General features: G+C 44.7%; 21 protein-coding genes. 13 read left to right on the top strand and 8 right to left on the bottom strand.

Features of this window, described 5'->3' with window-relative positions; translation table 11 throughout:
• Positions 1-29: 29 nt before the first annotated feature.
• On the bottom strand, positions 30-1619 hold the full coding sequence (nhaB, locus tag L1D15_RS14650; RefSeq protein WP_239837281.1) for a Na(+)/H(+) antiporter NhaB: 1590 nt from the start codon (positions 1617-1619) through the stop codon (positions 30-32).
• 692 nt (positions 1620-2311) lie between these two features.
• Between nhaB and fadR the strand changes: the two genes are divergently transcribed.
• Positions 2312-3151, top strand: coding sequence for a fatty acid metabolism transcriptional regulator FadR (gene fadR / locus L1D15_RS14645; protein ID WP_239876253.1), 840 nt, complete (start codon positions 2312-2314; stop codon positions 3149-3151).
• A 76-nt stretch (positions 3152-3227) separates the two neighbouring features.
• Here fadR and L1D15_RS14640 read toward each other — a convergent pair whose 3' ends face one another.
• Positions 3228-4397 (bottom strand): DUF1887 family protein, encoded by a 1170-nt coding sequence (locus tag L1D15_RS14640; RefSeq protein ID WP_239865863.1) that lies wholly within the window; start codon positions 4395-4397, stop codon positions 3228-3230.
• Positions 4398-4544: 147 nt separating this feature from the next.
• Positions 4545-6536 (bottom strand): methyl-accepting chemotaxis protein, encoded by a 1992-nt coding sequence (locus L1D15_RS14635; RefSeq protein ID WP_239876252.1) that lies wholly within the window; start codon positions 6534-6536, stop codon positions 4545-4547.
• Positions 6537-6760: 224 nt separating this feature from the next.
• Between L1D15_RS14635 and hinT the strand changes: the two genes are divergently transcribed.
• The 7 genes from hinT (at position 6761) to L1D15_RS14600 (ending at position 12880) form a co-directional block, all read left to right on the top strand.
• Positions 6761-7111 (top strand): purine nucleoside phosphoramidase, encoded by a 351-nt coding sequence (gene hinT / locus L1D15_RS14630; RefSeq protein ID WP_239837277.1) that lies wholly within the window; start codon positions 6761-6763, stop codon positions 7109-7111.
• 106 nt (positions 7112-7217) lie between these two features.
• Entirely contained in the window at positions 7218-8612 is a 1395-nt protein-coding gene (locus tag L1D15_RS14625) for a hypothetical protein (protein WP_239876251.1), read from the top strand.
• A complete protein-coding gene (locus tag L1D15_RS14620; protein ID WP_239837275.1) occupies positions 8609-8998 on the top strand; it encodes a YcfL family protein in 390 nt (129 codons plus the stop codon). Before L1D15_RS14625 ends, L1D15_RS14620 begins: the two co-directional genes overlap by 4 nt.
• A gap of 73 nt (positions 8999-9071) precedes the next feature.
• A complete protein-coding gene (lpoB, locus tag L1D15_RS14615; protein ID WP_239865869.1) occupies positions 9072-9662 on the top strand; it encodes a penicillin-binding protein activator LpoB in 591 nt (196 codons plus the stop codon).
• A gap of 18 nt (positions 9663-9680) precedes the next feature.
• Complete coding sequence (locus L1D15_RS14610) at positions 9681-10535, top strand: phosphotransferase (RefSeq protein ID WP_239876250.1); 855 nt, start codon at positions 9681-9683, stop codon at positions 10533-10535.
• 99 nt (positions 10536-10634) lie between these two features.
• A complete protein-coding gene (ycfP, locus tag L1D15_RS14605; protein WP_239876249.1) occupies positions 10635-11177 on the top strand; it encodes an alpha/beta hydrolase YcfP in 543 nt (180 codons plus the stop codon).
• A 413-nt stretch (positions 11178-11590) separates the two neighbouring features.
• The gene (locus L1D15_RS14600) at positions 11591-12880 is read left to right on the top strand and encodes an NAD(P)/FAD-dependent oxidoreductase (RefSeq protein ID WP_239876248.1); all 1290 of its coding nucleotides are present in this window, start codon (positions 11591-11593) and stop codon (positions 12878-12880) included.
• Positions 12881-12979: 99 nt separating this feature from the next.
• On the opposite strand, the gene L1D15_RS14595 is transcribed toward L1D15_RS14600, so the two are convergent.
• The 4 genes from L1D15_RS14595 to L1D15_RS14580 all read right to left on the bottom strand — a co-directional run bounded on the left by L1D15_RS14595 (position 12980) and on the right by L1D15_RS14580 (position 18451).
• The gene (locus L1D15_RS14595) at positions 12980-13525 is read right to left on the bottom strand and encodes a GNAT family protein (protein ID WP_239876247.1); all 546 of its coding nucleotides are present in this window, start codon (positions 13523-13525) and stop codon (positions 12980-12982) included.
• A gap of 62 nt (positions 13526-13587) precedes the next feature.
• Positions 13588-14358, bottom strand: a complete 771-nt coding sequence (locus tag L1D15_RS14590; protein ID WP_239876246.1) for a peptidoglycan binding protein CsiV — start codon at positions 14356-14358, stop codon at positions 13588-13590.
• Positions 14359-14412: 54 nt separating this feature from the next.
• Positions 14413-17874: a transcription-repair coupling factor gene (mfd, locus tag L1D15_RS14585; RefSeq protein WP_239876245.1), complete on the bottom strand. Its 3462-nt coding sequence runs from the start codon at positions 17872-17874 to the stop codon at positions 14413-14415.
• Between the two features lie 7 nt (positions 17875-17881).
• Positions 17882-18451 (bottom strand): PilZ domain-containing protein, encoded by a 570-nt coding sequence (locus L1D15_RS14580; protein WP_239876244.1) that lies wholly within the window; start codon positions 18449-18451, stop codon positions 17882-17884.
• Positions 18452-18616: 165 nt separating this feature from the next.
• Here L1D15_RS14580 and lolC point away from each other — a divergent pair, with 165 nt between their 5' ends.
• Genes lolC through lolE form a run of 3 tightly spaced genes read left to right on the top strand, consistent with a single transcriptional unit; the run spans position 18617 to position 21750 of the window.
• A complete protein-coding gene (gene lolC, locus L1D15_RS14575; protein ID WP_239865883.1) occupies positions 18617-19825 on the top strand; it encodes a lipoprotein-releasing ABC transporter permease subunit LolC in 1209 nt (402 codons plus the stop codon).
• Entirely contained in the window at positions 19818-20504 is a 687-nt protein-coding gene (gene lolD / locus L1D15_RS14570) for a lipoprotein-releasing ABC transporter ATP-binding protein LolD (protein ID WP_239865885.1), read from the top strand. The genes lolC and lolD overlap by 8 nt, the downstream gene beginning before the upstream one ends.
• A 1-nt stretch (position 20505) precedes the next feature.
• Positions 20506-21750: a lipoprotein-releasing ABC transporter permease subunit LolE gene (gene lolE / locus L1D15_RS14565; protein ID WP_239865887.1), complete on the top strand. Its 1245-nt coding sequence runs from the start codon at positions 20506-20508 to the stop codon at positions 21748-21750.
• 103 nt (positions 21751-21853) lie between these two features.
• Here lolE and L1D15_RS14560 read toward each other — a convergent pair whose 3' ends face one another.
• Complete coding sequence (locus tag L1D15_RS14560) at positions 21854-22384, bottom strand: DUF2062 domain-containing protein (RefSeq protein WP_239837263.1); 531 nt, start codon at positions 22382-22384, stop codon at positions 21854-21856.
• Positions 22385-22392: 8 nt separating this feature from the next.
• Between L1D15_RS14560 and L1D15_RS14555 the strand changes: the two genes are divergently transcribed.
• Together L1D15_RS14555 and msbA are read left to right on the top strand one after the other, a co-directional pair.
• Positions 22393-24624: a DNA internalization-related competence protein ComEC/Rec2 gene (locus L1D15_RS14555; protein ID WP_239876243.1), complete on the top strand. Its 2232-nt coding sequence runs from the start codon at positions 22393-22395 to the stop codon at positions 24622-24624.
• A gap of 31 nt (positions 24625-24655) precedes the next feature.
• On the top strand, positions 24656-26404 hold the full coding sequence (gene msbA / locus L1D15_RS14550) for a lipid A ABC transporter ATP-binding protein/permease MsbA (RefSeq protein WP_239837261.1): 1749 nt from the start codon (positions 24656-24658) through the stop codon (positions 26402-26404).
• Position 26405: the final 1 nt, after the last annotated feature.

Genomic DNA, 26405 nt, shown 5'->3' with positions numbered 1-26405 from the left:
CTTCAACTAAAAGTTTTGATTTTTAGTGATTAATGTCCACCGGATACTGCTTGGATAACTTCACCTGTATGCTGTGCAATCCAACCTGCGTCATAGAACCATGCCGTCATTGGCTCTACAAGATAGATGATACCGGCTAAACCGACCAACGCTAAGACGACGGTATAAGGCAGAGCCATGATCACCATTCGCCCGTACGACAAGCGAATTAGAGGCGCTAATGCTGATGTTAGTAGGAATAGGAAAGCAGCTTGTCCGTTTGGTGTTGCCACTGAAGGTAGGTTAGTGCCTGTGTTGATAGCGACTGCAAGTAAGTCGAACTGGTCACGACTGATGATACCTTCGACTAAAGCCGTTTTGACTTCATTGATGTATACCGTACCAACGAAAACATTATCAGACACCATAGACAGTAAACCATTAGCAATGTAGAACAAAGCTAGCTGAGCACCTTTATCTTCGACATGAAGAACCGTATCGATAACAGGCTTGAACAGTTCTTGGTCGATAATAACAGCAACAACAGAGAAGAAAACAGCCAGTAGTGCGGTAAATGGCAGGGCTTCTTCAAATGCCTTACCCAAAGAGTGCTCTTCAATCACGCCCGTGAATGCGGTTGCTAAGATAATCACTGAAAGACCAATCAAACCAACGGCGGCCAGGTGAAGTGCCAGACCTACAATCAACCAGACTGCGATCGCACCTTGGATCCATAGCTTGGCGACATCTTGCTTGGTACGTGTCTTACGCTCTGCATTATCGAAGTCAACCAGAATCTGACGAACATTATCAGGAAGTTGAGCTCCGTAACCACAAATTTTCAGTTTTTCGACAAGAACACAGGTGATGAGGCCACAAACAAAAACCGGAGCTGTCACTGGCAACATGCGGATAATGAATTCGCCAAACTGCCAACCTGCTTGATCGGCAATAATTAGGTTTTGTGGTTCACCCACCATGGTCATTACACCACCGAGTGCAGTACCGACACCTGCATGCATCAATAATGAGCGTAGAAATGCACGATAGTTTTCCAAGTCATCACGCGTGAGCTCCGAAAGATGATCGTCTTGAGTGTGGTCGTGTGAGGCGGTTGAGCCTTTTCCTGATGCAACTTTGTGATAAATAGCGTAGAAGCCCACTGCCACGCTGATAACAACTGCGATGACTGTCAGCGCATCTAAGAAGGCAGACAGGAAAGCCGCTGCGAAACAAAATGCTACTGAAAGTAGGCTCTTAGAGCGAATGCCGAGAAGAATTTTGGTAAAGATAAACAGCAAGAGCTGCTTCATGAAGTAGATACCGGCAACCATGAAGACCAGCAGTAAAAGAACCTCAATATTGGCGACTAATTCGTGCTTTACTTGCTCGGGGCTAGTCATACCAATTGCTATCGCTTCAATAGCGAGAAGACCACCAGGCTGTAGAGGATAGCATTTTAGGGCCATCGCAAGCGTAAAAATAAACTCTGCAACCAGTAGCCAACCAGCAACAAATGGGTCAACTAAGAAAAAGACAATGGGGTTGATAATGAGAAATGAAATGATGGCAACTTTATACCAATCTGGAGCTTTGCCTAAGAAGTTCTTAATGAAAGCATTCCCGAGTGACATCGGCATGATACTAATACTCTTAAATGTTGTAATGAATAGACACTGCGTGTGCTTGTATCTATATCTGCACAAAATTTGGTTTGAGCCACCGCAATTAAGTGAACACGTAGCGGACAAAACAAATGTTGAAACAGACCTGATTCAACAGTGACTTAGAAAAACAACATAGAGAAATATGTCATGTGGCCTTGCCAAGTCACTCCCTGAGAAAGACAAGCACTCCTTACTTCGGTCGCAACTGTACTCCTCAAGTTAATTTAGTCAATAATAATGTTTATCTTGATAAAATACTCAGTGGACTTTTGTTTAAAAACGCGATCCGAGTGGCGTTAAAGTGGGATGAGAGTTGTGAAAAAAAACAATTCATGGCAGCTCAGGGATGAAAAGGCTGAATAAGACAGATTATGTCATTATATTGAATGGAAATGAGCCAGTTACTTTGCAAATATAAAAAATTATTTTTTGCATTAGAAGTCAATACCTATAAGGGCTAATAAGTATTAACTTTTTATTAAATCTAAAATAAATCAGCTTTGACTCAAAGACATAATAACGCAATCTATCAGCTTAAATTAGAGCTTTAACTCCATTGTTGGTTTGAGGCATGTTTACTGTAGGTTTGTTTCCGATACGTGAGAACTAGTGGTATGATGAGTTCTATTCGACCCTATAAATAAAAATATTGGATAGTTAAGTTAATGGTCATTAAGGCAAAGAGCCCTGCAGGTTTTGCAGAAAAATACATCATTGAGAGTATTTGGAAAGGGCGCTTCCCTCCAGGCTCTATTCTTCCCGCTGAACGCGAGCTCTCTGAATTAATTGGGGTAACCAGAACGACACTGCGTGAAGTGCTTCAGCGCTTAGCTCGTGACGGTTGGTTAACCATTCAACATGGTAAACCGACTAAGGTGAACCAGTTTATGGAAACATCGGGGTTGCATATCCTCGATACTCTGATGACTCTTGATGCAGATAACGCAACATCTATTGTTGAAGATTTGCTTGCAGCACGTACTAACATCAGCCCTATCTTTATGCGTTACGCGTTCAAAGCGAATAAAGAAAGTGCAGAGCGCACTATTAGCGGTGTCATTGAGTCTTGTGAAAGCCTGTTAGCTGCGGATTCTTGGGATACCTTTATGGCGTCTTCTCCGTACGCTGAAAAAATTCAGCAGCACATTAAAGATGATGGTGAGAAAGACGAAACGAAGCGTCAGGCTACTTTGATCGCTAAGACCTTTAACTATTACGACTATATGTTGTTCCAGCGTTTGGCTTTTCACTCAGGTAACCAAATCTACGGTCTGATCTTTAATGGTCTTAAGAAGCTCTATGATCGCGTAGGGAGTTACTATTTCTCTAACCCAGAAGCACGCAATTTGGCTCTACAGTTTTACCGCGACTTGCTAGAAGTTTGTGAGACAGGTAACCGAGACAAAATCATCGTGGTGGTTCGCCACTATGGTATGGAAAGTGCGCAGATTTGGAATGAGATGAAAACGTCTTTACCGACGAATTTCACTGAAGACGATTGCTAATCGTTTAGTTTAAATGAAGAAAACCCGCTATCATGGCGGGTTTTTTGTATTCTTAGAGTTATGGTTGAAGGCAACGTTAGCAGACATCACAGTCGTCGTAGCCACCGGCTTCTTTAAACCAGTTGGTAAGGTGTGTTTTGAGATCTTTGAGCTCATCAGGACCGATCAAAGCCAAGCCCAAATCTTCAGCCCGAGTGATATCGTTGTAGCGCAATGGTCGGAAGCTAACCAGCATAGCACGAGCCTGTAAACCGCCAAGCAAATCCCTTAGTGATTCCAGTTTGTACAAGGTGTCGTCACCATCGTCCCGCATTCCCTTCGTTTTACATTCAATGATATGAAGTTTGTTATTTGCCACAGAAGCCACGTCCAATTCATTGCGTACTTCGCGGTCTCCAAGCTGACGGTAGACTTGGACGTTGAGTGAATGATCTTGAATAGTAGGCATGTCTTTTTGGATTTGACGTACTGTGCTATGAACCAGAGTTTCTAACCATTCACCGTTAGAAAAACGTCGAGCATCTTCATCTGCGAAGGTCAAGATCCCATTCTCATAAGTGGCGATTTCAGCTTCTACTAGGTCACTGAGCAGCATGTTAAGCTCACGATAGCCTTGCTGCTTTTCAGACAGCGCCACATCGAGTTTTTGCTCTTTACGGCAGGTTGTGGCGAGGTAGTTAAGTGTAGCTAAACCAGGCCCTAGTTCAAGAGCGTTACTGGCCCAGCGTTCACCGAGTTCATAGAGTTTCTGATCAAGCTGCGGAGGGAGTTGTTGCTGATTGAATTCACCACGGGCACCAAATACAGTGAGGTAGTCGTCAATAGTAATACGATCTTCTACCTGAGTGTCTTCCTTTCCATCAGGGTATAGCCAACAAAGGCGATCACTGTTTGGCTCGACGACAAAAATAGGCCAATGGAAAGTACGAAATACTTCGTATACCGAGAGTAGGCGGTGACGTAGGCCACAACTTGCATTAAGTTTGACATCCTCCCCACGCACACTCAGGTCATCGGCAAGTATGCCGACGGCACGCTTTATTCGCGATGTATTGGCCACATTTGGAATCTCAAAAAACTCTGATGTGATGTTTCTTTTGGCCAGAACACTATGTAGACGATGGTACATATCTTTCTGGCTTTTAACGCCTATAAAAACAATGTGATCACTGACGGTTCGGTTATCCAATAATGGTGTGACTAAACGAATTGGGTCCTGATCAATGATGCCAACATGAACTGCCATAAACCTTCCTCATGATTGGCTTGCAAAAAATGTGAAGTGAGAAGTGGGCAAGCCTTAGTAACCATATAACGACAGCGCATATAAAAAACAAGGGCGATTAATAAAATTAACCGCCCGAGATGAATTATTTGCATTGTCTTTACAAAACTAGAGTTTAAAGCGATGTACTAATTCACCTTGCTGGTTAGCTAGCTGGGTTAAGTCGGTGCTGGTTTGCGCAATTTTCGCCATTGCTTGATAACTAGAATCAGCAATTTGATTTATCTCATCAATGTTGCGAGCAATTTCTCCAGTTGTTTCGCTTTGCTCTGCCGCAGCCTGAGAGATATGGCCACTCATTTGGCTAATTTCTATGATCAGTGCTTGAATTTCTTCCATGGCACTATTGGCATTGGAAGCCTGAGCCACCGATTGATCCATATCCTCCATACAACTTTGAATGACCTTGTTGGCAGAGGTGGAGCTATTTTGTAGGTTGCTGATCATGTTTTCGATTTCTGATGTGGACTCTGTCGTACGTTGCGCTAGTACTCGAACTTCGTCCGCGACGACCGCAAAGCCACGACCTTGCTCACCAGCTCGCGCAGCTTCGATGGCTGCATTTAATGCCAGCAAATTGGTTTGCTCGGCGATATTGCGAATCACATCTAAAATTGAGCCTATCTGACTGCTCATCGATTGGAGATCTTTGACGGCATCAACGGATTGAGTTAAGCGTGTTTCAAGTTGGTTAATCGTTGTAATGTTGTCGTTCATTATCTGGCGACCAGATTCTGAAGCGCTTTCAACTTGCTCGACCATCTGTTGAGAGCTTTGCGCACTTTGAGCAACCTCTTGAACAGAGTGAGCCATCTCAGTCATTGCCGTTGCAACATTCGCGGTTTGCTCGCGCTGTTGACTAAGTTGCGATTGTGCCTGAGAGGAGGTTTCTTGGTTAATACTGGCAGTATTGGTTAGGTTGTCTGACGCACTGTTTAATTTTTGCAAAATATCGTGGAGGTTATCCGCCAGAGAATTGATGTGTCCACTGACTCGGCTAAATTCGTTGTTGTAGCGTATCTCTATTCGTTGAGTCATATCACCTTGTGTCAAACTCTCTAGAGTTGAGAGGATACGAGTCAGAGGTGACCGTACGCTATGGGCAATGTGATAGCCAATACCTATAGCAAGGGCTATGACGAGAGCACCCAGTGCGACAGAATTGATAACACCTTGATCATATACCTCACTGGCTTCTGCAAGAGAAGCGTGAAGGCTGTCCTGAGCTGCTTGACCAAAGGAAGTTAAGACTGCCATTGTATTATCGACTTCTAAGGTCAGGTTAGCAATGTTAGCGTAAAGGGCTGCTTTCGCTTGAAGGTAGGACGCATGCTGGTCGAGTACGCCGCCTTTTTTTCCGATATCAGTGGTGAACTGCTGAACAGACGCATCGAAAACTTGCTTGATCTCTGGCATCTGAGCGGTCAAACCGCGGTAGGCATAATTAAGGTGGGTGACCGCCTTTTTGTTTTTGGCTACGGCCTTGTTGACGAATTCTAGATCATTGCTTGCCAGAGCATCAGAAGTAATGACCTCAGCATCTTTTAGTTTGATAAAGTAACTTTTAGCCATCACTTTAACCGAAATACTACTTTGGTCATCGACATATTCTTTCATACCCACACTGAGCTCAGAATGTAGGCGTTGGAAGCGGCGAGATGATTTCTGTACTTCGGCTTGAGCAACAAACATGTCGCGATAGTTACTCATAGCGTCGTCGGCTTCGGTGAAGTATCGCTGCTCCATCTCTTTAAGCTGTTCGATACTGGTCAGTAGTTCGGTATTTCCATCACTCGCTTTGGCTAAATCCAGAAGCGCTTGACCGTAGCGTTGTTTTGCTTGGTCAAATTGTCCGCGAATCTCCTCCATGCGACTTGAGCTCTGCGTTGTCAAAAAGTCCTTAAAAAGCTTGTCGGCAGAGAGTAGGTAAACGCTGGTCTGGTTAGATTGTGACACTAAAGGTAAAGCGGTGTTTGAAACACTGCCAAAGTTGGTGTGAATTTGTTGCATCCCTCGCATTGTCATAATAGTTGAAATAACAAACATTATGATGATCAATGCAAACCCAGCGTACATACGCTTGATCACTGAGCCTCTCATAGATCTCTCCCTAAAACTTACTTGTCTTAAAAAATTAACAAAAAGAGAGGTATTGTATTGAGGGTGAGACGCGCATTTTATGACGCATCATACAAATTTAGCCATCTACTACTATCAGTACGGTGTATATGTTAAGTGAACACTGTTTTTTATTGTGATCTGGACAAGCTTAGCGCATACTCCATGGAAACGATCAACGATAACAACGCTTAATGGAGTGCTTCATGGCTGAAGAAACCATTTTCAGTAAAATTATTCGCAAAGAAATCCCTGCCGACGTGGTTTACCAAGATGACCTCGTTACCGCATTTCGTGACATCAACCCTCGTGCGCCAAGTCACATTTTGATCATCCCTAATAAATTAATCCCAACAACGAATGATATTGAAGAGGCGGATGAAGCCGCGATGGGGCGCATGTTCACTGTCGCGCGTAAGCTTGCTAAAGAAGAGGGCATTGATGAGGACGGTTACCGTTTAATCGTGAACTGTAATTCTCATGGTGGGCAAGAGGTTTATCATATCCATATGCATTTGGTTGGCGGCCGTCCACTTGGGCCAATGTTAATGAGTTAAAGATATATTTCTTATAAGGATGGCGGTATTCATACAAACTTTTTATTAATGCCGTTGTCCAATCGCGACGATGATGAAAATCTAATAACTAATTTCGGAGTACGAAGTGCGTAAACACATTCGACTCGCATTCGTGATATTCAGCTCTGCTGCACTTTCTGCCTGTGCCAATTTTTCTGCTGGGAACTTATTTAGTCATTACAGCGCACAAAATGATGAGGTCTATCAGTCAGTCAAAGCAGGTCAATATCAAAAGGCTGAAGAAGCCTTACCTGAAAATGTTGCTGGCGATATTCTGGATAACTTTGAGAGAGGCAGAGTTTACTTGCTTAATCAGCAGTACGCTGACAGTAAGTCCGCGTTTGAAGCGAGTGACCAAGCGGTTCGAGTTCAGCAGGATAAAGCAACAATATCTGTCACAGGGACGGCGACAAGTATTGGTGCTTTGGCTGTCAATGATAATCTGGACATATATACACCGGCTGATTACGAGCTAGGCTTTTTACACCTTTATTTGGGCTTGAGTTACCTCAAGAACAACAGCCTTGAAGGTGCGTTGATTGAAATGCGCCGTGCAAATCAGGTTCAGGAGCAAGCTCGTAAGGACAGAGAAAGAGAGCTAGAGTCTGCCCAGCAGGACTTACAGGCTCAGGGATTAACATCGAACCTTGGTAGTATTTTATCGAGCTACCCAGATGCGGGTGAAACCCTACAGGCGGTACAAAATGGCTATCTGTTGTATTTATCGGCTTTGCTTTATGAAGCGGATAACTCCTTAAACGATGCCTATGTGGATTATCGGCGTGCATTAGCCGTGATGCCAGATAATGCTGAGATCATTGATGGCGCTAAGCGAGTTGCAAAGCGACTAGGCATGAATGAAGACCTCGTTCAGCTAGAGAAGTATTACGGCGAGGCCCGTTACTTAAGTGACGACGAAGCAAGAGTTATCGTCTTAGAAGAGCAAGGTATCGTCGAGGCGATGCGTGGCTGGAAGCAGTCTTTACCTCTTTACGATGGTCGTGGTAATGGGGCGTTGTACTCTATCGCATTACCTTATTACCCTCAGCCAGTTAGTCAGTCGTTTACTCCAGTACAGCTCAATAATAATAAGCTGCGTAGTGACTTGCTGACAGACGTTAACTTGATGGCGCAGAGAGACTTATCTGAGCGAATGCCAATGATCATTATCCGTCAGGCATTACGGGTTTGGGCCAAGGATGAGCTGCGTAAGAGTGCAGCCCAAGATGATGAACTTGGTAATGCCTTGCTCAATATTTGGAATACATTGACAGAGCAACCGGATACACGCAGTTGGATTACGTTACCTGGAGAAATTCGTAGTAGCAGTGCCGTCGTGAAGCCAGGGAAACAGGTGATTCATGTTGCGGGTCAGGAGTACCAGTTTGATGTTGAAGCAGGTCGTACTGCTTTAGTTTGGGTCTCTCGTCAGGGAGGCAGTGCTACAATTTGGCATAAACAGTTAGGAAAAATTCGATGAAAAAATGGCTTATTGCAGTAATGGCTGCTTTGGTGATGGTTGGCTGTTCTAGTAACACAGCAGGGCTGCGGATTGATGGTCAGTCGCAAACCGTTTTATTTGGTGACAACGTCCTCGCAGGGCGCCTGCAAATCGAAGATATCTCAACAACGCAAGTTGATGGCCGTGCTCGGGGGATTGTCCGCTTAGCGAGTCAATACCAGGGTGATCAACATATTCAGTATCGCTTTTACTGGTATGACGATGAGGGTCTAGAAGTGAATAGCAAGTTAGGTCCTTGGCGTCAGGCTATCGTCCGTGGCATGGAAACCATTGCTATTTCTGAAGTTTCAGTGAATCCGAATGGTACTCAGTTCCGTGTTCAGATTCGCGAAAATGAACACTAAACCGAACTAAAGTTCATTAACTTTAGTCATACACTCATAACATAAGATTCTATAAAAGTTTGAGGAACCAAGAATGAAAAAAAGTGTTATTGCATTACTTGGCTTAGCTGTCATTTTAGGCGGCTGTTCTAATAAAGTGAGCTACGGTGATGCACAAGCGGTGGAAACCACGACAATCGATTTTGGCTCAACCGATTTGCAAAAGATTGCAGGTGAAATGGTCGATAGCATGATGGTGTCTGGCTCTGTTTCTGCGATCACTCGTGATTCTCGTCCTATTGTTTTTGTCGAACGCATCAAGAATAAAACAAGTGAACACATTGATACTGAATCTATTACCGATACTATCAGTACTAAGTTGTTGAACTCAGGTAAATTCCGCTTTGTTGATATGGACCGAGTTGAGTCAGTTCGTGATCAGCTTAATTTCCAGAACAACGACGAATTAGTTAACCAGAGTACAGCTATCCAATTTGGTAAGATGGTAGGGGCTCAATACATGCTATACGGAAACCTGTCGAGCATTGCTAAAGCAGGTGGCAGCGATAAAGATGTCTATTACAAAATGACCATGCGTCTCATGGATCTTGAAACAGGTCTTATTGAGTGGGCCGATGAGACTGAAATTCGTAAGCAAGAGTCTAAGAGCTTCTTAGGGCTTTAATTGATAGAGGAGTGATTTATGGCCAGGATGTCATGGCATGAAGCATGTCAGTTAGACGATTCATTAAAGTCATTGGATCACTTCTTTTCTATTGCTCCGGATCATGCTCAAACGTTAACCGGAGGATTGACCAATCGCTGCTGGAAGGTGGTTACCCAAAGCGGCGATTGTTTTGTTTGGCGACCTAACACACCAATCACTAAAGCCTTCTCCATTTCCCGCTTTCAAGAATATCAAATTCTATCTGCTGTCGAAGAGTTTCTACTTGGGCCTAAAGCTATTCAGATTAATGAGCATGGGCTACTAGTCGAATGGATTGAAGGGGAGTCGTTGGCTGATGGCTTACCTTTTGATTCGTTACTCAAAACGATGATTAAGATCCACAGTTTGGACACCACAAGGATTCCGGTTGCTCCGTTTAATTTTACCGCTCGTGTTGACCACTACTGGATGCAACTACGAGAAGAGTTAAGATCTAACGACTATCTGGATATTTACCAGCAATGGCGCAGTTCACCAAGTCTGGCTGATGTTGGCTTAGCTCTTTGTCACTTAGATTTAGCGGGCTATAACATGGTTAAACACTCAGAGGGTATCATGGTGATTGATTGGGAATATGCAGCGATTGCAGATCCTCGCTTGGATTTGACTCTCAGTATTGGTGTGGTGGGGGAAAAGCCACTAGAGTCAGTATATCGGTATTGCCAGCTAAGAAACATTGATGGAGTCGATGATTGGGTCGAGGGTGTCCTTGCTTGGCAACCCAGAGCAACCATGATGGCAATGCTTTGGTATTTATTGGCCTATCAGCTTTGGGGAGATGAGCAGTATTTAACCCAAGCACAAGCTTTACGCGACACATTTTGTAGCTAAGATCACTGTTTGAACGTCTGACATACTTAATTGTTTACGCTGACTTTAAAACCTTTCTTTTCGTGGTAGATTTAATGGATAAGAATCGAGGGTGATAGAATGATTATTTACTTACATGGTTTTGATTCCACAAGTCCAGGAAACCACGAAAAAGTGCTTCAGTTGCAGTTCATTGATGAAGACGTCCGCTTTATTAACTACAGCACTTTGCATCCTAAGCATGATATGCAACACCTACTCAAAGAAGTTCATAAAGCGATTGAGCAGTCTGGGGATCGCGATGCAATTATTTGTGGTGTTGGATTAGGTGGCTACTGGTCTGAGCGAATAGGCTTTTTATGTGGTATCAAGCAGGTGATTTTCAATCCTAACCTGCACCCAGAAAAAACAATGCAGGGCCGCATTGACCGCCCTGAGGAGTACGAAGATATCGCCACCAAATGTGTTGAAGAATTTCGTACCAAGAATAAAGACCGTTGCCTCGTTATCCTATCCAAAGAGGATGAAGTACACGATAATCGAAAAACGGCTGATGAATTAGGTCTTTACTATCAAGTGATATGGGATGAAACGCAAAGCCACAAATTTAAGAAGATCTCCCAACACCTACAAACGATGAAAGCTTTTAAGTCTGCAAGTTAATCGTTTTCTTCAACTCAGATGACTAATAAGCGAAGTGTGTCTAGCACTTCGCTTTCTTACTTCCCATTCATTTCAACATCGCGACAAATTTAAGGGTAATTGATGTAATCTTTTGTTGCGTGGCATATTTTGCTCTATATAATGAATCTATTATAAATTTTTTGATAAATATCAAAAAAAATTGAGAGCGAGTGTAGAGCTTGCCCACAGAATGTTAATTATCTGAGCAGATTGGCTTTGATCTCAGAAACATATTTTCCAATTAACGTGTCCAACATTACAAACGAAACCTCTAATTGCCTTGACGTCGTAAGACTGAAACCTTTTTCAGCAGACCGGCATGAAATCACACAATTTTATCGAGACGAATCATCGGCTCGAAACCTATTTTTTATTTCTAGAGGATTGTTGCTGTGACTCGAATTATCGTAGTAGGTGGTGGTGCAGGCGGACTTGAGCTTGTTACTAAACTTGGCCGTACATTGGGTCGAAAAGGACGAGCGAAAGTGACCCTTGTCGACCGGAAAGCAAGCCATTTGTGGAAACCTCTTTTGCATGAGGTGGCTACAGGTTCATTAGACGAAGGGGTCGATGCTCTAAGCTATCGCGCACATGCAAAAAATCATCATTTTGATTTCCAAATGGGTAGCCTTGAGGATATCGATAGAGAGCGCAAAGTCATCAGGCTGGGCGAACTTAGAGATGAACATGATGAGCTTTTAATGCCAGAACGTGAACTTGAATATGACATTCTCGTCATGGCTCTTGGCTCTACTTCCAATGACTTTAATACTCCGGGTGTCCGTGAACATTGCATTTTCTTAGATAGCACTGAACAGGCACACAAGTTTAGAACTGAGATGAACAATGAGTTCCTCAAATTACACGCCAAGCATGGCCATGGCACTGTTGATATTGCAATTGTAGGTGCGGGTGCAACAGGCGTTGAATTGTCGGCAGAACTTCACAATGCCGTAAAAGAGCTTCGCACCTATGGCTTTGGTGATCTTGACTCCAGTAAGCTCAATGTCAACTTAATCGAAGCTGGTGAACGCATTCTTCCTGCTCTCCCACCACGAATTTCCAGTGCAGCGCATCATGAGCTGACCAAACTAGGTGTGAAGGTTCGTACTACGACCATGGTCACAGAAGTTGGTGATGATGGACTACTCACCAAAGATGGAGAAAAGATTCCTGCTCAAATTATGGTTTGGGCTGCTGGCATCAAAGCTCCGGACTTTGTCAAAGACATTGGTGGTCTTGAGACTAACCCTATTAATCAATTGGTGGTAAAAGATACGCTACAGACGACTCGTGATGACGATATTTTTGTTATCGGTGATTTGGCTCAGTGTACACAAGCAGATGGTTCTTTTGTTCCCCCACGAGCCCAAGCTGCGCATCAAATGGCAAGCTGCGCATTTTCTAACATCGTTGCGAAGTTGAATGGTCGAGATCTGAAAGCCTATGTCTATAAAGATAAAGGTTCTTTGGTGTCTTTGAGTCAGTTTTCGACCGTAGGGAGCTTGATGGGTAATCTAACCAAAGGTTCTATGATGGTGGAAGGTCGCATTGCACGAGTCGTTTATATATCGCTTTATCGCTTACATCAAATGGCGTTACATGGCGTGTTCAAGACGGCTCTAATTATTTTGATGGGGCGGATCAACCGAGTCCTTCGTCCAAACCTCAAGCTACATTAATGCTGGAAACGACAAACAAAGAGCACCAATGAGTGCTCTTTTCGTATCCATTATCACAATATCCCACCGCTAAGTGGTCTCGGGTTCAAGAGGAAGCTATCAGCGATTGTCTGGGAGGATGGAATAGACAAAACCTTGTCGAGGCTGACCGTCAAAGAGATAGCGGTTTGGAGCGCTGACTTCGTATTGAGCACCACACGATTCCGCTAACTTTTGACTCGGCTTATTCTCCGGATCGCACACCACCTCGATGCGAGTCACTTTTAGTTGAGAAAAGCAAAACTCAACTAATGAATCGAAGGCTTCTTTGGCATAGCCTTGTTTCTGATAAGCATCGCTTAGCCAGTAGCCGAGGCTTGCCATGTTGAAGGTATGGTAGAGTTCGTTAATGGCGACCATGCCAATCAGCGCATTGTCACATCGGCGATATACGCCAAATCCATAGGCTTCTGATTTCACCCAATTGAGGCGCGTAGCTAGAATGAATCTCTCTGCTTCTTTGGTTGAAAATTGGGCATGGCACCAGTCTATCCAGCGGTGTAGGCTCGGAGAGCTTGTGACGCAATCAGCCAACTTGGTAGCATCTTCTTGTGGAATGAGCTTTAAGACAAGCCGAGGGGTAATGATGTGGTAGTCTGGGCTCATATCACTCCTTGATAGTAAAACAGCCCTATCTAAGGGCTGCTTGTTATTTGGTTTTATTCTGCTTACTGAGCGACTCGACGTACTTGAATGATCATACCGAGTAGTGGGTGATCTAGGAAATGGGTTTCAGTACTTCGCATGCGTCGTTTTTGATCCATCCGGTAACTCTTTAAGAATTCCTCGGTATGAAGAGTTGGAGTAACGTCTTCCATTAAGCCAGCCTGAACTGGCTCATCAGTGAGTGTGTTTTCGGTCGTTGTTAAATCTATAGGCTTGGACTCGAAAGAGACTTCACGAACGCTTGGAGACTTCAAATCTAGTTTTAAGTCTGCATAAAGGTAGTGCTCGACGTAAACCTGAAGCTTACCATCTAACTCATAGAGTGGTTTAGCGATAGTTTCTTCTGTTACGCCATCAATAACTTCCGTACCTGCAGAGTATCTTTGTGAACCGTCAGCGTTAAACTGGCCGGAAAAATCGCGTCCAGCTTGAATGTGAAATGTAGGGGCAACGTGACGGTTACCGTCTCCTTGACGCCAAGCGGTATGTAGTAAGACTTTGAAACCCGCATGATTTTTCAACTTCTGAACCTGAGAGTTCAGCTTATAAGACGAAGCTGGTAGAAGCTCTACTCCTTTTCGCGTGCGATAGTTGGCATCATTTAAGTTACCCACCTTGTTCATGGAAATCTCAGGGAGCGAGTTCGGCCAAGATTCAGCGGTTTGCTCAGGGTTAACCGCACGCTTAAAAATGATCACTTCTATATCAAATTGGCGCTGTGCCCATGATGGCATAGCAACAACAAGAAGTAGTAGCGGGATCAGCTTTTTCATTACAACTCCATAATCAGGTGAATACACCTTGGAAAATTAGTCAACCTGATTAAATCAGGCTTGTGGCAGTAAGTTCAGCTTGAACTCAGACAACATGTCACCGACAAATTGAATTCTCTTACGTCTGTCGACCAATGGTACCGTAAACTTGAACTTAGTTGGGCCTTCCATTGCGAATTTTTGTGGCTGAGATTGCAATAGTTTAACTAAATACGCTGGATTTATGTCAGCGTCAGGATAGAACTCGATGAATCCGCCTTTGTCATGCGCTTCGATTTTCTTGACTTTAATAGACGCCGCTTCAAGTTTCATTTCTGATACTGAAAGTAAATTTTTAGTGGCATCCGGTAATAGCCCAAAGCGGTCTATTAACTCGATTTTGAGATCATCGAGTTCAGCTTTATCAGACACGCTGGCTATTTGCTTATACATCGAAAGGCGGGTGTTGATATCCGGTATGTAGTCATCGGGAAGCAGGGCAGGTAAACGCATTTCAACTTCCGTTTGCTCTCTGAGTAACTCATCCAGAGACGGTTCTTTGCCTTCTTTTAATGCTTCGACTGCTTGCTCAAGCATTTCCATGTACAAAGTAAAACCGACCGACTGTATCTGTCCGCTTTGCTCATCACCAAGGAGTTCTCCGGCACCACGAATTTCAAGGTCGTGAGTGGCAAGGGTAAAGCCCGCACCGAGATCCTCGAGCGAAGTGATGGCATCAAGGCGTTTGATGGCGTCTTTCGTCATTGCTTTAGGGTGAGGCGTAAGTAGGTAAGCGTAAGCTTGATGGTGTGAACGCCCTACACGACCGCGAAGCTGGTGCAGTTGCGCAAGGCCTAGGTTGTCAGCTCTGTCCATAATAATAGTGTTAGCGGTTGGGACATCGATGCCTGTTTCAATGATAGTTGTACACACCAGCAGATTAAATCGCTGGTGGTAGAAGTCATTCATAATTCGCTCAAGTTCGCGCTCTCGCATTTGGCCGTGGGCGACGGTGACTCGGGCTTCTGGGACCAGTTTCTCCAAGTCAGCGGCCACTTTTTCGATGGTTTCTACCTGATTATGTAGGAAATACACCTGACCACCGCGCATGATTTCACGTAGCACGGCTTCTCTGACTACGGCATCGTCATTTTGGCGAACAAAGGTTTTTATTGCTAAGCGTCGAGCTGGAGGCGTGGCTATGATGGATAGATCACGCATGCCGCTCATTGCCATGTTCAAAGTCCGTGGAATTGGTGTTGCAGTGAGAGTCAGAATATCTACATCCGCGCGCATAGCCTTCATTTTTTCTTTCTGGCGTACGCCAAACCGGTGTTCTTCGTCGACAATTAACAGGCCGAGGTCTTTGAATTTGATGTCATTAGACAGCAGTTTGTGAGTGCCGACCACTAAGTCGACTTTGCCGTCTTCAATATCTTGTAAAACTTGCTTCTGTTCTTTGGCAGTTTTAAAACGTGACAGGACTTCGACGCGGATGGGTAAGTTGGCAAAACGATCTCTGAAGTTTTCGAAGTGTTGCTGGGCGAGTAACGTCGTTGGGACTAATACCGCTACTTGTTTGCCGTTATCTGTTGCAACGAAAGCAGCGCGCATAGCAACTTCTGTTTTACCGAAGCCGACATCACCACATACCAATCGATCCATGGCTTTAGCTTGACACATGTCAGACATCACAGCGTTGATCGCCATGGATTGGTCGTCCGTTTCTTCAAATGGGAAGCCTGCTTTGAACGTGGCGTATTGATCTCTGTCTAGGGCAAACTTGTATCCTGGCTTGAGCTCGCGCTTAGCGTATACATCCAAAAGCTCAGCTGCTACATCGCGTACTTTTTCCGCTGCTTTACGTCGCGCTTTTGCCCATGCCTCACCGCCTAACTTGTGTAGAGGAGCGGATTCTTCCGCGCCCCCCGAATAGCGGCTGATTAAGTTCAGTGCAGATACAGGCACGTAAAGCTTGGCGTCATTTTGGTATTCAAGCGTAACGTATTCGGTTGTCATACCGCCGGCTTCAAGTGTTTGCAGGCCTATATAACGTCCAATACCGTGGTCAATATGAACTACGGGCTGACCTGGTTTGAGCTCGGCGAGGTTACGAATAACCGCATCACTATTGGTTGCCTTTCGGTCTTTACGACGACGTTGAATGACTCGGTCGCCAAGTAAGTCGCTTTCGCATATCAAGGCAAGCTGATGCTCGCCAAATAAAAAACCATGTTCCGAAGCGCCGAGCACTAAGGTGAACTTATCTTTGCTCTCCATGGCAGCTGAAAAGCTATGATGCTCAACGGGACGAAGTTTTATTCGTTGTAAAAGCTCAAGAAGGGCCTCTCGACGGCCTTCTGACTCGACAGAAAAAATGATCTTACCAGTGAAACTTTCGCTGAACTGACGAAGTGCCGACATGGGTTCTTTGTTTTGGTGTTGCACCGCTAAGTCCGGTAGAGCCTGAATCGCTGGGTTAGTTCGACCTTGCTTTTCTACAACGGCATCACTTGAAAGCTGCACTTGTGGCAGAGATTTGAACTGGCTAAATAGCTCGTCTTTTTTCAGCCACAGCTCTTCAGGTGGCAATAAAGGTCGCAGAGGATCGATTTTGCGTTGATCGTAGCGATAGTCTACATCCGCAAGAAAATGATCCACAGCATCTTCTAAGTTGCCGACCGTAATCAGTTGGCTATCATCTGCGATGTAATCAAACAGTGTTTCAGTTTGTTCAAAAAAGAGCGGCTGCCAGTATTCTATGCCTGCAGGCCAAGTCCCTTTCGAGACTTGTATATAGACGGATTCGGGTTCGCGCCTAGCTTCAAACCTTTGGCGCCAGCGAATACGGAAGTCCTCAATTGCGCTTTCAGTGGTTGGAAATTCATGGGCTGGCAATAGACGAATTTCCTGAACGTCTTCAATAGAGCGCTGATTTTCTGGATCGAAAGTGCGGATTGTATCGATCTCATCATCGAAAAAGTCGATTCTAAATGGGTCATTAGCTCCCATAGGGAAGAGGTCGAGAATAGAACCACGACTGGCATATTCTCCAGGCCCAAAGACCTGATCAACATGTCGGTAGCCAGATTTTTCTAACTGAATACGCAGCTTTTCAAGAGAGTAAAGGTCACCAACTTTGACCATCAGTGTGTGTTGCAACAAAAAGTCCCGAGGAGACTGCCTTTGCAACAAGGTACTCACCGGAACGATGGTAATACCACTGGTTTGAGTCGGTAATTGGTATAGACGCGCAATACGATCGGAAATGATTTCCTGATGTGGTGAAAAGTTATCGTATGGCAAGGTTTCCCAATCAGGGAACAGTGCGATCTCTTGGTCAGTAAACTGCTCAACTTCTTGCAACAGTTTCAATGCTGTTTGCGGATCGGCAACAGCCAATAATGTATGGCTGGAGTGTTGATTAGCAAGTTCAGCAATCGCAAGCGCCAGGCTGGCGCCCTGCAGGTTACCGACCTGTTTTTTATCTCCGGCGCCTGTCGGGCTAGCCAGATTGAAAAGCGATGTAATAGGCATAATAGAATTATTGTTTGTCGCGGTTTAGTGAACGTTGACGAAGTAATTTTTGTTGCTGATAGAGAGCGGCTTTGATCAGAAGGTCTTCATCCTGATCACGCAATAGGTCGTATTTTACCGTAATAATATACTGGTCGTCTTGTGCTTGACAGTTTTCAACGTGGCCGTAGCAATAGATGGCTGCGGATGGGTGTTCCATGAACATTTTGACGCGAGCTTTGGTATTTAATTCAAGCCTGTGATTTGTGGTGTAGCTGAATTTACTGGCGCCAAAAGACAAGGTCTGATGCCTGTATTGCTCATCATCTTGCTGAGAAAGCATAAAGGTTAACAGTAAATTTAGCTTTGCATTTTGAGTATCCAATAACTCAATCACATGCCTGAAATCATTATTCTTTAGTTCGGCACGAGCGTTGTCGTTTAGAAGGTCAAGGTGGCTGAACTCACTGGCGACTAAAAACGGTGCAGGAATTTCACTTTCAAACTGATCATAACTCGGAAATGCTCCGTCTTGAGCCAATGGCTCCACATTAACGGTCATTTTGTGGTGAACAGTGAAGTATTCTTGATCAGACATGTGAAAATTCCTTTAGGTTATCCTTTGATTATCGCTATAAGAAGCAACTAATCAAGGTATGTCATTGTTTATCACACATTTTGACGTCTAATTGGCATTTAGGGGCTACAACCTCTAGCTATAAATCGTTACAGTATCGCTTATCAAACGTTATTGGTTTTATATATGTTCCATCCGGTTTCCACCTTTATTGGCTTACGCTACTTACGCGGCCGCTCAGGTGATAGGTTCAGCCGTTTTGTTTCCTACATGTCTACCGCAGGTATCACGATTGGTGTGATGGCTCTCGTGACGGTGCTTTCAGTGATGAACGGCTTTGAAGCGCAGCTTAAAGGGCGCATTTTAGGTGTCTTGCCTCAGGCGATTGTGTCTGAAGTGGATGGCAAAACGCCTTATACTGAACAAGCTCCTGATTTCGCCAAGCAGTTATCAACAGCTGCGCATCCTGAGCCCATTGTACAAAGCGAAGCTGTGGTTCAAAGCTCTGACAATCTTTCCGCAGGCCTACTGATTGGCATTAAACCTAGTGATCATGACCCTATTGAGTCGCATTTGGTTGCTGGTCGGTTGTCATCTTTGCAAGCAGGCAAATATCAGGTGTTCATTGGGCATACTTTAGCGAGAGCAATAGATGTTTCGCTTGGTGACAAGGTTCGTTTAATGGTCACAAGTGCCAGCCAGTTTACGCCACTTGGTCGAATTCCAAGTCAACGCATATTTACCGTTGCGGGGATTTATAACACGGGGTCAGATGTCGATGGCCAGTTAATGTTGACCCATATTGATGATGCGGCACGATTGCTACGTTTCAAAAAAGACACGATTACGGGCTGGCGATTGTTTTTTGATGATCCTTTTGTGGTTGGCGAGCTCAGTAAGATGCCTCTTCCTGACAGTTGGCAATGGCAGGATTGGAGAGATCAACGAGGTGAACTGTTTCAGGCGGTCCGAATGGAAAAGAATATGATGGGCTTAATGCTAGGTTTAATCATTGGCGTCGCTGCCTTCAACATTATTTCAGCTCTGATTATGGTTGTAATGGAAAAGCAGTCAGAAGTGGCGATTTTGAAAACTCAAGGAATGACAGATAGACAAATTCTGGCGATTTTCATGGTCCAGGGTGCGAGCAGTGGTGTCATTGGCTCGCTCATGGGCGGGACTTTGGGTGTTCTACTCGCCAACAACCTTAATACGTTACTTGATGGTGCAGGGGTTGCTTTGTTCGCAGTAGGCGGCCAGTTGCCGATCGTTATCAACCCTATTCAAATAGCTATCGTGGTTGTTCTTGCTATTGCACTCAGTCTGCTGGCAACACTTTTTCCGTCTTTTCGTGCATCTTCCGTTAAACCAGCTGAGGCTTTGAGATATGAGTAACCTGCTTCAATGTCATAATATTTGTAAAACCTATCGCGAGGGTTCTCTAGATACTCAAGTACTTAAAGGGGTCAGTTTCGAACTGAAGAAAGGTGAGTTAGTCTCCATTATTGGCTCTTCAGGCTCAGGAAAAAGTACTTTGTTGCATATTTTAGGAGCGTTGGATGATACCACTCAGGGAGAAGTCACTTTTTTAGGGCAGAGCTTGTCTCAGTTGAGTTCGAATAAACAAGCTAAGCTTCGCAACCAACATCTTGGCTTTGTTTATCAGTTTCATCACCTGTTGGCGGACTTTAGTGCGCTGGAAAATGTTGCGATGCCACTGCTTATCGGTGGAACTAAAACAGCCAAGGCGAAAGAGGCGGCAAAAGCGCTGCTGGACAAAGTCGGTTTGAGTCATCGTATTGATCATCGTCCTTCAGAGCTTTCTGGTGGTGAACGGCAGCGTGTCGCTATTGCTCGAGCACTAGTCAATAATCCGGCCCTTGTTTTAGCAGATGAACCCACGGGTAACTTAGATCACAAAACAGCGCTCGCTATTTATGATCTGATGCGCGAATTGAATGAGCAATCCGGTACCGCTTTCTTGGTCGTGACTCATGATGGGGAGTTGGCTAGCAAGATGGATCGTCAATTACACATGCAAGATGGTTTGCTACTCAATGTGCAGGAGGCGTAATTTGTTCTCATCTCTTTCCCTGTTTATTGGTGGTCGCTTTAGCCGAGCAAAACAACGCAACAAAATGGTGTCGTTTATTTCCTTGTCTTCCACGATTGGTATTGCGGTTGGTGTGGCAGTGATCATCATTGGTTTGTCGGCAATGAATGGGTTTGAGCGCGAGTTAAAAAATCGCGTGTTATCGGTGATCGCTCATGGTGAGTTTGAAGGAGTTCGCGGGCCGATAGAGGGATGGCTGTCTGTGGTTGAGCAAGCGGAGAAACACCCTAAAGTGGAAGCAGCAGCGCCCTACGTAAAGATCACAGCTTTGGCGGAAAAAGGTCAACAGCTTAAAGCGCTTGAAGTCAGAGGTATCGATCCCGAACAAGAGTCAGCGGTTTCTAATATGAGCCAATACATTGATGCTCAAGTGTGGAAGCAGTTTAGAGCTGGAGATAAGCAAGTCATTTTGGGTCAAGGGGTAGCAAAGCTATTAGGTGTTTCTCAAGGCGATTATATTACGCTTATGATCCCGACATCGGGTTCGACTACCAAGGTTCAGGCTCCTAAACGCGTTCGTGTCAGAGTGGTGGGATTACTTAAACTTAATGGGCAGATTGATCATAATTTAGCATTGGTTCCTCTGAAAGATGCTCAGCAGTACGCTAAGTTGGGTGAGGCCGTTACGGGGGTCTCTTTAAGAGTCTCTGATGTCTTGAATGCAACGCAAATTGTCCGAGAGGCAGGGAATACACTGAACGTCTATGTTTATTTGCGTAGCTGGCAACAGACGTACGGTTTTCTGTATCGTGACATCCAGCTTGTACGAACAATTATGTATGTAGTTATGGTACTCGTCATTGGCGTCGCAAGTTTTAATATTGTCTCTACACTAATGATGGCGGTGAAAGATCGCGCTTCAGAGATTGCAATATTACGAACCATGGGGGGAAGTGATGGTCTCATCAAGCGTATTTTTGTCTGGCAAGGAGTCTTCTCTGGAGTGCTCGGTAGTCTAGTTGGAAGTGTCTGTGGCGTTTTAGTGGCAGCGAATTTAACTGAACTGATCAAAGGTCTCGAGGGGTTAGTTGGACACCAGTTCTTATCTGGTGATATCTATTTTGTTGATTTTCTTCCTTCTCAAATCAACTTATCAGATGTGGGGTTGGTTTCAGGAACGGCAATCGTTTTAAGTCTACTCGCGACTTGGTACCCAGCATCGCGTGCCAGCAAACTCAACCCCGCTGCTGTATTAAGCGCAAAATAGAAGTGCTAACGAAAAAAGGACCTAAGTGGTCCTTTTTCATTTTTAGTCGACATAACCGTTTCATGTTCTACTAAGTTTGGTCGAATTCTGATCAGATTAACTTCTACTTCTTAAGCAACCCGCCTAATCTAATCTTTCGTTGTTGCCAGCTACGCACAACAGAGTATCGCCACAGAGCTGTAATACCAAAGTAGCCAGCAATTGCAGAGGCGATACCGCAAATAATGCAGCCAAGTAGGAAAGGGGGGCCGATAGTGCTCATCTGATGCAAGATAAACTCCCAGGATAACTCAAAGTGAAAAGCCTGTGGAGGAGTGTGCATCACCCAAGCGCCCACTTTGTACGCAAAATAAAACAGCACTGGCATGGTAATGGGGTTACTTACCCAAACTAAAGCCACGGATAAAGGAAGATTAACGCCACAAAGAATGGCCAAGCCAGCGGACATGATCATCTGGCTAGGGAGAGGAACGAAAGCCATAAATAGGCCAACAGCAAATGCCCCAGACGCAGAGCGTCGGTTTAGACACCATAGGTTTGGGTTGTACAGCACGTTGCCAAAAATTTTGAGTGCTTTCTGACGCTTTATTACTTCGTGGTCAGGCATAAAGCGTTTGATGAATTTTCTTGGCATAGGGAAATATGACTCTCTACTTTAATTACTGGACGCTTATTTCGTTCTCTTTCCTTATATCAACCGCTCAATTTTGGTGGTACATGCCATCATGGGAGTGGTTGTTTCCCTGTCTCTTGACCCTGATGCTCAGCATAAGCTCAAAATCGCTGAGGTGGTGTGCTGGTTTTGTATTCGCATGCTTGATACTCGTGGTACACAGTAACCTTTTACGTCACCAGCAAGCAATCCTTTTCCAAGCTGGTCAGGATATTACCATAAATGCGAAGGTTGACAGCTTTTTTAAGCAAATAAGTCACGGTTTTCAAGGGGAAGCTGTGGTGAGATCAATTAACGGTAAAGACTTACACATTTTATTGAGGCCTAGAATATGGCTTGCCTCACCTGACATGCTTACCCCAGGAGATGAGATCACCGCGAGAGTTAAGCTTAAGCCGATTGTCGGTTTACTCAATGAGGTTGGTTTCGATCGCGAAACGTATGCGCTACAAAAGCGTATTGTGGGTAAAGCCACCGTCAAAGTGAAAGCGCATTATTGGGTTCGTCAGTTAAGTACTATTCGCTATAGCTTGTATCAGCAAGTTGCGGACTCTATAGATCTCCTGCCAAGCCGTGGGATAATTTTGGCCCTGACGTTTGGTGTTCGTGATGCTCTGACCGCTGAGTTAAAAGAACACTTAAAAGCCAGTGGGCTCAGTCATCTCATCGCGATTTCGGGGTTACATATTGGCATTGTTTTTTATGTCGGTTGGTTGTTAGGAAAGTGGGTTTTAAGAGCTTTGCCTAAAGCAGTACATGCTCCCTTTGTCATTGCGATTGTATTAGCAAGTACATACGCATGGTTAGCCGGATTTTCCATTCCCACTCAAAGAGCACTTTGGGCATCTTGCTTAATGGTACTCTTGCAAGTCTCCTTTAAGCGTCTTCCAGCTAGCTACAAGTGGCTGATGATTCTATCTTGGTTGCTGATGCTTGACCCATTTTCATCGACGTCTTCTAGCCTCTGGTTATCCATGTGGGCCGTCGCGATTATTCTTATTTTTGTTTCATTACATCCACGCGCAAGTTGGATAAATGCACTACGGCTACAACTGGTATTCGTGGTCGGAATGACTCCGCTTGTTGCGGCTTCTTTTTATGGTCTTAGTTTAAGTAGCTTTTTATACAATTTAGTCTTTGTTCCTTGGTTCAGTTTCATTGTGGTCCCACTGACATTATTGGCGTTGATGATGGAGTGCCTGTTGAACGCATCTTTTATGTGGGGATGGGTCGATGTTGTTTTAAAGCCAGTATTGTTTGTAATTCCCCTTGCTGAAAATGGTTGGGTGACTCTTAGCCAACACCAAATAGCTTTATTATTTCTGGGATTTTTCTTCTTGGTGTTGACTCACTGGCTAAGCCGTCTAGGCATGGCAGCTATAGCGATTTGCTTGTTTATCCATACTATCAACTGGAGAACTCCCCCAGTATGGCAAGTCTTTGTTTTAGATGTTGGTCACGGCTTAGCCATTGTAGTGCAGCAAGGTTCTCACGCCATTGTTTATGACACAGGCATGGCTTGGAGCGGAAGCAGTATCGCAGAGCAAGTGATCACTCCTTTTCTCCACTACCATGGAGTCGATGAGATTGATATGTTGATTGTATCTCATTCGGATATGGACCATTCAGGAGGAATGGAACATCTCATTCAATATTGGCAACCAAAAAAACTGATTGCAAGTCAGCAAATAACGGGTGCTCAAGCCTGCCTTAGAGGGAGTCATTTACAGTGGGGAAACCTAGAATTAGAGTTTTTGTGGCCATCCAATGTGGTCAAGCGAGCATACAACCCGCATTCATGCGTTGTACGACTTTTTCATCCTGAGTTCCAGCAATCCGTTTTGTTATCTGGCGATGTGGATGCCATTGTTGAGTGGCTGCTGGTAAGAGAGGCTGAGTTACTTGACAGTGACATTCTCATTGCTCCTCATCATGGCAGTCGGACATCATCAACTCCCCGTTTTATAGAATCAGTTAATCCAGAATTAGCCATAGGTTCAACGGCAAAAGCAGGGAAGTGGTTATTGCCTCATCCAAGTGTTGTAAAAAGATACCAAAACTTAGGAGCTAAATGGCTCGACACTGGCAGTGCTGGACAAATTAGCATCAGCTTTTATCCACTAGAGTGGAAAGTGGAGGCAATCAGAGCAAGGAAAGGTCGGGCTTGGTATAGGCAGACGCTACGTAAGGGGGTAGAATAGCGCGAATATTGTAAGAAAAATAAGCAGTTCTATGTCTCTTAATCAAGATGAAACGACCCTGCAGACTTTTAAGCGTCTCTGGACCTATATTCGCCTGTACAAAGCGGGTCTCGCTGTCGCGGTCGTTGCTCTCATTATCAATGCGGTTGCGGATACTTACATGGTATCGCTACTAAAACCTCTACTGGATGAAGGTTTTGGGGATACCGAATCTAATTTTCTTCGCACGCTGCCTTTCATTGTTTTTGGCATGATGGTTCTCCGAGGACTGAGTGGATTTGTTTCTGCCTACTGTTTGAGTTGGGTTTCAGGCAACGTCGTTATGTTAATGCGTCGGCGGATCTTTAGTCAGTTTATGCATATGCCGGTGTCTTATTTTGATAAAGAATCCACAGGTGGGTTGCTGTCTCGCATTACTTATGACTCAGAGCAGGTAGCAGGTGCCACCAGTCGAGCTCTAGTCAGTATTGTTCGTGAAGGTGCAAGTATTATCGGTTTACTGGTACTGATGTTTTGGAATAGCTGGCAACTGTCACTGGTACTTTTCATTGTCGCACCACTTGTTGCTTGGGCCATTGGTATTGTTTCAAAGCGGTTCCGTAAGATATCTAAGAGTATGCAAGACACTATGGGGCATGTGACTGCATCTGCGGAACAGATGTTAAAAGGGCATAAGGTCGTACTAAGTTATGGAGGCCAGGGGGTTGAACGAGAGCGCTTTGATACTGTGAGCAACCAAATGCGCCAGCAGTCGATGAAGCTGGTTGCTGCACAAGCCATTGCCAACCCTGTGATTCAGATCATTGCTTCTATCGCCTTGGTTGTGGTGCTTTTCTTAGCGAGTGTGGATTCGATTAAAGAACAGCTGACACCCGGTACCTTCACGGTCGTCTTTTCCGCTATGTTTGGACTATTACGTCCACTGAAAGCTCTCACCAATGTGACTTCAGAGTTTCAGCGAGGTATGGCGGCGAGCCAAACCTTGTTTGCCTTAATGGACTTGGAAACAGAGCAAGACAACGGTCAGTATGAGACTGACAAAGCTCGTGGCGAAGTGACTGTAAAAAATGTGACGTTTACTTATGAAGGGAAAGAAGCTCCAGCACTGCGAAATGTGAGCTTTAGTATACCTAAAGGCAAAACGGTCGCACTTGTTGGTCGTTCTGGTTCGGGTAAGAGTACCATTGCTAACCTCTTTACCCGTTTTTATGACGTTGATTCAGGCAGCATCGAATTAGACGGTCATGATATTCGTGATTACAAGCTGACCAACCTCCGTAGTCATTTTGCGCTGGTTTCGCAAAATGTGCATTTATTTAACGACACCATTGCCAATAACATCGCTTATGCTGCCACTGAGGATTACAGCCGTGAGCAGATTGAAGAAGCTGCTCGCTTAGCTTATGCGATGGACTTTATCGATAATATGGATGATGGGCTGGATACCATTATTGGTGAAAACGGGACAAGCCTTTCCGGCGGTCAGCGTCAGCGTATCGCCATTGCCCGTGCTTTATTGCGTGACGCACCAGTTTTGATTCTCGATGAAGCTACCTCTGCACTTGATACCGAGTCGGAAAAGGCTATTCAGTCAGCATTAGATGAGCTTCAGAAGAACAAAACGGTGCTTGTGATTGCGCATAGATTATCTACGATTGAAAAGGCCGATGAGATTCTGGTCGTTGACGAAGGTGAGATCGTTGAGCGTGGTGATCATGCCACCTTGATAGAGAAAGACGGCGCGTATGCGCAACTGCATCGAATTCAGTTTGGTGCTTAAA

It is taken from the genome of Vibrio sp. Isolate25 (assembly GCF_022398025.1).
In the GTDB taxonomy this organism is placed as follows: Bacteria; Pseudomonadota; Gammaproteobacteria; order Enterobacterales; family Vibrionaceae; genus Vibrio; species Vibrio coralliilyticus_A.
This window is presented reverse-complemented; position numbering and strand designations above follow the sequence as displayed.